This window comes from Kocuria sp. NPDC057446 (assembly GCF_042802875.1).
GTDB lineage: Bacteria > Actinomycetota > Actinomycetes > Actinomycetales > Micrococcaceae > Kocuria.
The window spans coordinates 1-7,250 of record NZ_JBHVDI010000175.1; the positions used below are offsets into that span (position 1 = coordinate 1).

8 protein-coding genes and 1 riboswitch are annotated in these 7,250 nt (G+C 74.8%); of the genes, 3 read left to right on the forward strand and 5 right to left on the reverse strand.

Going from position 1 to position 7,250, the window contains the following annotated elements:
- Positions 1 to 49: 49 nt before the first annotated feature.
- Positions 50 to 1,660: a bifunctional phosphoribosylaminoimidazolecarboxamide formyltransferase/IMP cyclohydrolase gene (gene purH, locus ACFU0Y_RS15935; RefSeq protein WP_380215571.1), complete on the reverse strand. Its 1,611-nt coding sequence runs from the start codon at positions 1,658 to 1,660 to the stop codon at positions 50 to 52.
- A 78-nt stretch (positions 1,661 to 1,738) separates the two neighbouring features.
- Positions 1,739 to 2,320 carry a phosphoribosylglycinamide formyltransferase gene (purN, locus tag ACFU0Y_RS15940; protein WP_380215573.1) on the reverse strand — a complete coding sequence of 194 codons (582 nt, stop codon included), beginning with the start codon at positions 2,318 to 2,320 and terminating at the stop codon, positions 1,739 to 1,741.
- Positions 2,321 to 2,379: 59 nt separating this feature from the next.
- Between purN and ACFU0Y_RS15945 the strand changes: the two genes are divergently transcribed.
- The gene (locus ACFU0Y_RS15945; protein WP_380215575.1) at positions 2,380 to 2,880 is read left to right on the forward strand and encodes a hypothetical protein; all 501 of its coding nucleotides are present in this window, start codon (positions 2,380 to 2,382) and stop codon (positions 2,878 to 2,880) included.
- Here the strand turns inward: ACFU0Y_RS15945 and ACFU0Y_RS15950 are convergent.
- Positions 2,775 to 4,430 carry a DUF6350 family protein gene (locus ACFU0Y_RS15950; RefSeq protein WP_380215583.1) on the reverse strand — a complete coding sequence of 552 codons (1,656 nt, stop codon included), beginning with the start codon at positions 4,428 to 4,430 and terminating at the stop codon, positions 2,775 to 2,777. The two genes, ACFU0Y_RS15945 and ACFU0Y_RS15950, sit on opposite strands and share 106 nt — an antisense overlap.
- Before the next feature lie 115 nt (positions 4,431 to 4,545).
- Between ACFU0Y_RS15950 and ACFU0Y_RS15955 the strand changes: the two genes are divergently transcribed.
- Positions 4,546 to 5,715: a glycosyltransferase family 4 protein gene (locus tag ACFU0Y_RS15955; protein ID WP_380215577.1), complete on the forward strand. Its 1,170-nt coding sequence runs from the start codon at positions 4,546 to 4,548 to the stop codon at positions 5,713 to 5,715.
- Between the two features lie 3 nt (positions 5,716 to 5,718).
- On the opposite strand, the gene ACFU0Y_RS15960 is transcribed toward ACFU0Y_RS15955, so the two are convergent.
- Together ACFU0Y_RS15960 and ACFU0Y_RS15965 are read right to left on the reverse strand one after the other, a co-directional pair.
- Positions 5,719 to 6,102 carry a PIN domain-containing protein gene (locus tag ACFU0Y_RS15960; RefSeq protein ID WP_380215579.1) on the reverse strand — a complete coding sequence of 128 codons (384 nt, stop codon included), beginning with the start codon at positions 6,100 to 6,102 and terminating at the stop codon, positions 5,719 to 5,721.
- An 11-nt stretch (positions 6,103 to 6,113) separates the two neighbouring features.
- Positions 6,114 to 6,344 carry a hypothetical protein gene (locus ACFU0Y_RS15965; RefSeq protein WP_380215581.1) on the reverse strand — a complete coding sequence of 77 codons (231 nt, stop codon included), beginning with the start codon at positions 6,342 to 6,344 and terminating at the stop codon, positions 6,114 to 6,116.
- A gap of 13 nt (positions 6,345 to 6,357) precedes the next feature.
- Positions 6,358 to 6,483: riboswitch (SAM riboswitch) on the reverse strand.
- Positions 6,484 to 6,913: 430 nt separating this feature from the next.
- Here ACFU0Y_RS15965 and ACFU0Y_RS15970 point away from each other — a divergent pair.
- Positions 6,914 to 7,210, forward strand: a complete 297-nt coding sequence (locus ACFU0Y_RS15970; RefSeq protein ID WP_017832157.1) for a hypothetical protein — start codon at positions 6,914 to 6,916, stop codon at positions 7,208 to 7,210.
- Positions 7,211 to 7,250 lie beyond the last annotated feature (40 nt).

Below are 7,250 nucleotides of genomic sequence, written 5' to 3' on the forward strand. Positions count from 1 at the left end.
CTCCCCGCGGGGAGTGCGGCCGTCGTCGTGCGCGGGACCGGGAGGCGGCTCAGTGGAAGAAGTGGCGGGCCCCCGTGACGTACATCGTCACGCCGGCGGCCTCGGCCGCGGCCACGACCTCCTCGTCCCGGATGGAGCCGCCGGGCTGGACGACGGCGCGCACGCCGGCGTCGAGGAGCACCTGCAGACCGTCCGCGAACGGGAAGAACGCGTCCGAGGCCGCCACGGCTCCCCGCGCGCGCTCGGCGCCGGCCTCGCCCAGGGCGTTGGCCCGCTCCACCGAGAGCCTGCAGGAGTCCACGCGGTTGACCTGGCCCATGCCGATCCCCACGGACGCGCCGTGGTCGGCGAGCAGGATCGCGTTGGACTTCACGGCCCGCAGCGCCTTCCACGCGAAGGCGAGGTCGGCGAGGGTCCGCTCGTCCGCCGGCTCGCCCGCGGCCAGGGTCCAGCCGGCGGGGTCGTCGCCCTCGGCGTCGAGCCGGTCGGCGACCTGCAGGAGCGCACCGCCGGAGACCTGCCGGTACTCGAGGACGTCGCGCTCGAAGCCCTCGGGCAGCTCGAGCAGACGGATGTTCTTCCTGGCCTGCAGGATCTCCAGGGCCGCGGGCTCGAAGCCGGGGGCCACGACGACCTCGGTGAAGATGTCCTGCACGGTCTCGGCCATCGCCCGCGTCACGGTCCGGTTGGCGGCGATGACCCCGCCGTAGGCGGAGAGCGGGTCGCACGCGTGGGCCTTGCGGTGGGCGTCGGCGATCGGGTCCTCGGCCCCGGGGGTGGCCACGGCGAGCCCGCACGGGTTGTTGTGCTTGACGACGGCCACGGCGGGCTCGTCGAAGTCGTAGGCGGCGCGCAGGGCTGCGTCGGCGTCCACGTAGTTGTTGTAGGACATCTCCTTGCCGTGCAGCTGGTCGGCCTGCGCGATGCCCGGGGACGCGGCCTCGTCCACGTAGAGGGCCCCCTTCTGGTGGGGGTTCTCGCCGTAGCGTAGGGAGGCCGAGCGCTGCAGCGCCAGGCCCGCGTAGGGCGGCCAGGAGTTCGCGGACTCGTCCTGCTCGAACTGCTGGGCCGTCCAGGTCGCCACCGCGGTGTCGTAGGCGGCGGTGTGCGCGAACGCGGCGGCGGCCAGCCGGCGGCGGGCCCGCAGGTCGAAGCCGCCGGACGCCGCGGCCTCGACGACCGCGTCGTAGGAGGACGGGTCCACGACCACGGACACGGCCGCGTGGTTCTTCGCGGCGGCCCGGACCATGGAGGGACCGCCGATGTCGATCTGCTCGACGACCTCGTCCTGGCCGGCGCCGGAGCGCACGGTGTCCACGAACGGGTACAGGTTGACCACCACGAGGTCGAACGGCTCGATCTCCAGCGCCGCGAGCTGGTCCAGGTGGTCCTGCTTCCGGCGGTCCGCGAGGATGCCCGCGTGCACCCGCGGGTGCAGGGTCTTGACCCGGCCCTCCAGGCACTCCTGGAACCCGGTGACCTCCGCGACCTCGGTCACGGGCACGCCCAGGTCCGCGATGCGCCGGGCGGTCGAGCCGGTGGACACGATCGCGACGCCGGCCCGGTGCAGCCCCGTGGCGAGATCCTCCAGCCCGGTCTTGTCGTAGACGGACACCAGCGCCCTCTTGATGGGCACGCGGTCAAGCTGGATGGGGCTCACAGGTTCTCCAAGCGTTCGAGGTCGTGGTTGCCGGCGGGATCCGCCGCGGACCATTTTACGGACCGTCGACCGGCCTGCTCACCGGGCGTCGTGCAGGGCGCCCCGCCGGGACGCCGCGCCGAGCGTGCGCACGAGCAGCTCGCGCTCGGCGGCCTTGATCCGCTCGTGCAGCCGGTCCTCGGTGTCCCCGTCCTCCACGGGCACCGCCGCCTGCGCCAGGATCGGGCCGGCGTCGACGTCGGCGACGACCTCGTGGACGGTGACGCCGGTGATCTTCACCCCGTGCGCGAGGGCGTCCCGCACCGCGTGCGCCCCGGGAAAGGAGGGCAGCAGCGAGGGGTGGGTGTTGACGATGCGCCCCGCGAACGCGTCGACGAACTCGGCGTCCACGATCCGCATGAACCCGGCGAAGACGACCCGGTCCGGTTCCCGGGCGGCCACCGCCTCCTGCACGGCACGGTTCCACCGCGCGCGGTCGGGGTGGTCGGCGGGGCGCACGAGGAATGTCTCGACGCCGGCCCGCCGTGCCCGCTCCAGTCCCGCGCAGGGCTTGTCCGCGCCCACGGCGGCGATCTCGACGTCGATCCGGCCCTCCCGGACGGCGTCGAGGACCGCCTGCAGATTGGTGCCGGAGCCGGAGACCATGACCACGATGCGCATGCCGTCGAGTCTAGTCGGGCGCGCGGGGAGGGTCCCCGGGGTGCCCTAGAGTGAAGGGCATGACCCCTCCCCGCCCGACCCCCGAGGCAGCCCCCGCGGACGCACGACGCGCCGCAGCGACCCGCACGGCGGGAGGGGGGCTGGTGTGCGCGGCGGTGGCGCTCGTGCTGGTCGGCTCCGACCTGTGGCCGACCGTGGCGGGGGTCGTGCTGGCGGCCCTCGGACTCGGACTGGGCATCGCGGCCCTCGTGCGCTCCCGCGGCTCCGGCCGGCGCCGGCTCCTGGTCCTGAGCGCGGTCGCGGCGATCGTGCTGGGCACGCTGAGCCTGCTCACCGGTGGTGCCCGCCTGGCGCTGTGGCCCGTGGCCGAGGCCTACCAGGAGTGCGTGGCCGGCACGCTCACGCTCTCCGGTGCGGCGCAGTGCCAGCAGGAGCTCGAGGACGGGATCTGGAGCTACCTCTCCGGCGGCCCGGGAGCTGCGGCGTCGGAGGACGCCGCCGACGTCTCGGCTGCGTCCACGTCGAACGCCTCGGAGGGCTCCGCCACGGCCCGTCCCTGAGCCGCCCACGGGCCGGCGCCCCGCTGCCGGCCCGTCGCGTCCCGCTCGGCATCCTGGCGCTCCACATCGTCGGCGTCCCCGTCGTCTTCGGTCCCGTGCCCGGTCCCGTGCCCGCGTGCCGTCCGCGAATTCCGGCGGCCGGCCGATCGCATGGCGCGCCGTGCCGCGGCCTCCTCCCGGCGGCGCCGACGCGCGGCCCGCCGGGCGGCCGGCGTGCCGTCCGCCCCGTCCTCCCCGCCCCGGGGCGGCGCGAACGGCGGCTCGTGCTCGAGCCACGGCCCCACCACGCAGCCCAGCACCGCTCCCACGGCGACCTCGGCGCCGAACAGCAGCAGCACCGCGGACCCGTCGGGGCCCACGTCCGTGAGCCGGCCGAGGCCCAGCGAGCCGTGCGCCAGCCAGCTCAGCAGCATCACCAGCACCCCCGCGACCGCGCCCACGAGGACCCCGGTCAGCAGCGTGGAGAGCGGATACGTGATCCAGCGCGCGGGCAGCCGCAGCGCCATCCAGTCGTCCAGGTGGTTCTCCCCCTCGCGCAGGAACCACCAGCCGGCGAGGACACCGGCCAGGACCGGCAGCACGACCACCACGAGCGCCCAGTCCGGGAGCTCGGCGGGCGGCAGCGCGGCGAGCGCGGGCAGCAGCGGCACCGGTCCGGCGTCGGTGCCCAGCGGTGAGGCGTGCGCGGCGGAGCCGAGGTCGAAGCCCGCGCCGGTGGCCCAGGCCAGCGCGTAGACCGCCAGGTTGGGCAGGTAGCCGAGCTGGAGCCCCGTCAGCGCGGTGTCCCCCGGCACGCCGGTGCCGAGCCGCTGGTAGACGCCCACCACGTCGTTCCAGTTCCAGAACAGGGCGGCGGCGAGCAGGGCGGCGCCCGCCCCGACCCCGGCCACCGCCGCGACGAAGCCGGCGCGCAGCACCGCCCACACGTAGGAGCCGGCCCAGCGGGAGTACTGGCTCGTGCGCTCGACCCAGGCGGCGGCGTTCACCCCGATCAGCCCCGGCAGGGAGCGTGAGGCCCGGTAGGCGCCCACGAATCCGCCCAGGGCCACGGGGACGAGCGGGAAGACGGCGGCCGCGGCCGGGCTGGCCGAGACCGCCCCGCCGCTGAGCAGCAGCGCGGCGCCGGCGCCGAGCGCGGCGTAGGCGGCCAGCCCACTGAGGTACGGCTGCCAGAACTGGCCCTCCCAGCAGGCGCGCGCCAGCCGTCGCCCGGCGTGCCAGGCCAGGGCGAACGGGACGAGGGTCAGCCCGAGCGGGACGAGGTTGAGCGTCCCGGAGGTCTCGGGCAGTCCGGCGCCCGGGTCCAGGGCCACCTGGAGCGGAGTGAGGTGCGCGAGCAGCCACACGTGCCCGGAGAGCACGAACCCGCCGGTCAGCCCGAGGGAGTCGAAGCCGTCCGCGAGCCAGACCATGAGGACGGTCAGCAGGACCAGCAGGTAGGAGATCACGGCCACGGAGCCGAGTTCGAGCACGCCCTGCAGCCACAGCGGCATGGGCACACCGGTGCGGTCGCGGCGTGCTGCGGGGGAGGAAGAGCCATGGGATGTCATCACCGACCATCCTCCCACGCCCGCGCGACCCCAAGGCAGAGGCTTCACGGCGCCTTCACCGGCGGGCCACGCGCCGCTCGCCGTCCCGTCGACCGGGCCGGACAGGCTCGGTCCCATGAGAGTCGCCGTGGTCGCCGAGCAGTTCCTGCCCCACCTGAACGGAGTCACCCACTCGGTGCTGCGCGTCGTCGAGCAGCTGGTGGCCGGGGGCCACGAGGTCGTGGTCCTGGCGCCGTCCTACGACCCCGCGCCGCTCGGTCGTCTCGCGGAGGAGGCCGTCGAGGACCTCCACGGGGTGCCGGTGCACCGGCTGCCCGCCGTGCCGCTGGTCGGCTATCCCGACGTGCGCGTGGCCGGCGGGACCGTGGCGCGGGTGCGCCGGCACCTGGAGCGCATCCGGCCGGACGTGGTCCACGCGGCCTCGCCGTTCGTGCTGGGCCGCCGGGCCATCGTGGCGGCCCAGCAGCTCGGCGTGCCGTGCGTGGCGGTGTACCAGACGGACGTGCCCGGCTACGCGGCCAAGTACGGGGCGCCGTTCCTCGAGCAGCTGCTGTGGGGGCACGTGCGCTCCATGCACAACCTCGCGACGCTCACCCTCGCGCCGTCCACCTCGGCGGTCCGGCAGCTGACCGAGCACGGCGTCCGGGACGTGCACCTGTGGCGGCGCGGGGTGGACACCACCCGCTTCGCCCCCCGGCACCGGGACGAGCAGTGGCGCCAGGAGGTCGGCGGTGGCCGGCGGATCGTCGGATACGTGGGCCGGATCGCCCCGGAGAAGCAGGTCGAGGATCTCGCCGCGGTCGCCGACCTGCCCGGCACCCGGCTGGTGGTCGTCGGCTCGGGGCCGGAGGAGGACGCCCTGCGCCGCCGGCTCCCGCAGGCGCACTTCACCGGCCGCCGCAGCGGCGCCGAGCTCGCGCGGATCATGGCGTCCCTGGACGTGTTCGTCCACCCCGGGGAGTTCGAGACGTTCTGTCAGACGATCCAGGAGGCCATGGCCTCCGGGGTGCCCGTGGTCGCGACCGGCAGGGGCGGGCCCCTCGACCTCGTGGACCCCTCCCGCACCGGCTGGCTCTATCCCCCGGGCGACCTCGGGGCCCTGCGCGGCCGGGTGGCCGACCTGGTGGGCGACGAGGCGAAACGGGCAGCGTTCGGCGCCGCGGCGCACGCGGCGGTCCAGGGCCGCACGTGGGACGTGCTGGTCGACCGGCTGCTCGAGCACTACGAGCGAGCTGTGGCCCTCGCGGCACCGGGGCGGGGCCGGCGGCACCGCCGCGCCGCCTGAGCGCTAGGACCGGGCGGGCGAGGCCTCCAGCACGGCCGTCCCGGTGCCGGCGTACCGCCCGGGCTCGGTGGTCAGCACCGTCAGCCCGTGCACCAGGGCCGTGGCCGCGGTGAGACCGGCGAGCGGGTCCGCCGTCCCCGCCGGTCCGAGGGCACCCCAGGCCCGGGCCACGGCGGCGTCCACCGGGAGCACCCGGCCGGGGAAGCGCAGCTCGAGCTGCTCCGCCCACAGGGTCTCGTCGGGCCGCTCGGCGAGCAGCTCGCCGAGCACCGTGGCGGGCAGGAACAGGCGCCGGTGGCCGTGCCGGCGCAGGACGTCGGCCAGCTCGGGGCAGCGCTCCGGGGTGCGCACCCCCAGCAGCACGGAACGGTCCAGGAGGAGGTCCACGACGACGGGCCTCAGGCCGCGGCGGCGAGCTCCCCGCGGGCCGGAGCCAGCAGGAAGTCCACGAACTCGGTGCGGACCTGCACCGCGCGGGCGTAGTCCTCGATGCTCATGGCGGCGACGCTGATCGCCGGGACGTCCCGGCGGGGGTCGTGGCGGTGCAGGTCCCCCGTGACCGGGACGCGCCCGGCGGTCTCGGGGGGCACGCCCGTCCGGGCGGCGACAGGGTGGCGGGAGTCGGACATGACCGGGATCCTTCGTGCGCTCTTGCTCGCACCGGGTACCGCTGCTGCGGCGATGCGAGCCGCTTCGTCATCCGAACCACCCGTGAACATGGGGTTGGTGCCCGGTCAAGTCGGAGCTTGCCGACCGGGTCTCTTGAAGCTGGGTCCATTGAACCACACCGGCCGCACGGCTCCGGAGCGGACAGCTCCGGGGCGCACAGCTCAGGGCCGGTGCCACCCGCCCGTGCGCGGGTCTTCCCCGGGGTGTCACCGCTCCGACACCTCCACGACACATCGCTGCGCTGAAATGGGTCCCGAACACCGGGGGACGGCGCCGGCGACGACCCCCAGCATTACGTTTCGGTGACACAACTCACGACCCGTCTGTCGTGGTGTCGGAGCCGCGGGGTAGCCTGAAATCTGCTTCTCGAGATGCGGCGTCCACGGGACTCGCCCGGAGATCGACGATCTCCGAACGATCCGTGGAGAGGCTCCGACCCGCCGCGCGCCAACCCGATGTTCCCGGGTGGATCGGATGACGAAGCGGCGGGCAACGCCATCGGATGCCTGCAAGAACGTCAGGAGAAAACATGACCATGTCCGAAGAAAGAACAGCCATCACCACCGACCAGCGCGAGGAGTGGATCGACGTGACCGTCACCGCCCTCCCCGACCTGCACCTCGTGCGTCTCACGTCGACCGACGGAGACGTGCAGGAGTACCTGAGCCCGGAGGCCGACGATCTCGCCGCCGCGGCGGAGCACACGGAGGGAACCGCGCAATGGTGCGCCAAGTACCGTCAGCTCCTCGTGCCCGGAGCCCTCGCGGCCACCGGGCGCCACCCGTTCTTCAAGCTCCACCCCTCGTCCCTCCCGCTGTCGGCGTAGCCGGCGGACCGGACACGAGGAAGGCCGCAGCCCCTCGGGC

Coding starts and splice junctions, on each gene's coding strand:
- ACFU0Y_RS15950 (WP_380215583.1), bottom strand. CDS start 4,430: ATGACATCCCATGGCTCTTCCTCCCCCGCAGCACGCCGCGACCGCACC.
- purN (WP_380215573.1), bottom strand. CDS start 2,320: ATGCGCATCGTGGTCATGGTCTCCGGCTCCGGCACCAATCTGCAGGCG.
- ACFU0Y_RS15945 (WP_380215575.1), top strand. CDS start 2,380: ATGACCCCTCCCCGCCCGACCCCCGAGGCAGCCCCCGCGGACGCACGA.
- ACFU0Y_RS15970 (WP_017832157.1), top strand. CDS start 6,914: ATGACCATGTCCGAAGAAAGAACAGCCATCACCACCGACCAGCGCGAG.
- ACFU0Y_RS15965 (WP_380215581.1), bottom strand. CDS start 6,344: ATGTCCGACTCCCGCCACCCTGTCGCCGCCCGGACGGGCGTGCCCCCC.
- ACFU0Y_RS15955 (WP_380215577.1), top strand. CDS start 4,546: ATGAGAGTCGCCGTGGTCGCCGAGCAGTTCCTGCCCCACCTGAACGGA.